General features: G+C 70.5%; 1 protein-coding gene. It reads left to right on the forward strand.

Annotated features, from left to right (window positions below; translation table 11 throughout):
• The first annotated feature begins 296 nt into the window (after nucleotides 1-296).
• Nucleotides 297-1,589 (forward strand): extracellular solute-binding protein, encoded by a 1,293-nt coding sequence (locus HYE82_RS36270; protein WP_179178474.1) that lies wholly within the window; start codon nucleotides 297-299, stop codon nucleotides 1,587-1,589.
• Nucleotides 1,590-1,814: the final 225 nt, after the last annotated feature.

Raw genomic sequence — 1,814 nt, forward strand, 5'->3', positions numbered from 1 at the left:
CGACCCGGCCGACCGACCCGGTCCGCCTGACCCGATCCGACCCCTCAGCCCGTTTCCCGGACCCCGTCCGGCGGAAACGGGCTTTTCGGCATGTCTACGCGCGTCGTAATTCGCGGCCCCATATCGAAAAACACCATTCGGAAAAGCCGCGCTTGGATCATCGGACACGAACCCCGACCCCGTGGAACGAATCATCCGCCCCCAGGAGAGAATTCCGGCCAGCGGGCCGGGTACGGACACCCCCGGCCCGAAGTGGTGCACAGGGCACTGACGGGAACGAGAGAAAACCAGGGGAAATGGAACCCGTGCAACGAAGAATTCTCCGCACGGCCGCGGTGGCGGTCGTGCTCGGCCTGCTGGTCCCGCTGTCCGGCTGCGGTGCCGACGGAGGCGCCGGCGCCGGCGCCACGCTGCGCCTGGTCGCCGCCGAATACGGCACCGGCCAGGCCACCAGCTCCAGGGCTTTCTGGGACAAGGTGACGAAGGATTTCACCGAAGCCCATCCCGGCATCAAGGTCGAGGTGCAGCTCCTGCCGTGGGCCGACATCGACCGCGAGGTCTCCCGCATGGTGGAGGCCGGAAAAGCCCCGGACGTCGCGCTCATGGGCTCGTATTCGGATTTCGCAGCCGAGGGCGAGCTGTATTCCGCGGACGAACTCCTCTCGATCACCGCCGAGGCGAACTTCCTCCCGCCGCTCGCCGAGGCCGGCACCGTCGGCAACACCCTCTACGGCCTGCCGTGGGTGGCGAGCAGCCGGCTCCTCTTCTACAACGAGGGCCTGTTCAAGCAGGCCGGCGTCGACACCCCGAAGAACTGGTCGGACCTGAAGTCCGCCGCCAAGGCGCTCAAGGACAAGGGGGTGAAGACGCCCTACGCGCTGCCGCTGGGCCCCGAGGAGGCGCACGCCGAGGCGATGATCTGGGAGCTGAGCAACGGCGGCGGCGGCGGCTACGCCGACAGCGGCGGCAACTACCACCTGGCCTCGGACCGGAACGTCCAGACGTTCCGCTGGATCAAGGACAACCTGGTCTCCCCCGGGCTGACCGGCCCCGTCCCGCCGTCGCAGCTCAACCGGGCCGACGCGTTCGCCGCCTTCCTCCGCGGCGAGGTCGGCATGCTCAACGGCTACCCGTCGCTCCGGCACGAGGCGCGCGCCAGGGGGATCGGCGTGGGCACCGTGTCCATGCCGGTCTCGGACACGATGGGCGCCGGGGAGACCCCGCCGGCGGTGGGTGTCGCCGACTGGATGATGGCGTTCAGGCAGCACGGCAAGCGGGAGCAGATCGGGACCTTCCTGGACTTCGTCTACCGGGACGAGAACCTGGCCGACTTCGCGGGCCGCTACCACCTGCTGCCTTCGACGGTCTCCGCCTCCCGCAACCCCGCGGGCGGCCTGGACGAGAACGACGAGCTGTTCCTGACCGCCCTGCGCGGCGCGCAGCTCTACCCGGTGAACGACCCGTCGTGGGTGGAGGTCAGCGACACCATCAAGCGCAACATCGGCCGCGCCGTCGAGCCGGGCGGCGACCCCGAGGCCGTCCTGGACGAGATCGCCGCGAAGGCGAAGCAGGCCGGCAAGCAGCGCTGAGCACCGGCGACTGCGCCTGACCTGCGGCTGCGCCTGCGCCGCGGTCCCGTTCGTCCTCCGTCCGGGGGAACCGGTGGCCGAAAACGATCTACGCCTCTGTCGCACGCCGTCCCGTGCGCCAGAATGGCTGCCGCGGCCCTGATCCGAGGCCGCCGGCCAGCCGCCCGCGGTGCGCCCACAAGGCACGCGTGACGGCCGGCCCTCCCCCACCACCCCGCCTTCGCC

This window comes from Streptomyces sp. BR123, assembly GCF_013401435.1.
GTDB lineage: Bacteria > Actinomycetota > Actinomycetes > Streptomycetales > Streptomycetaceae > Streptomyces.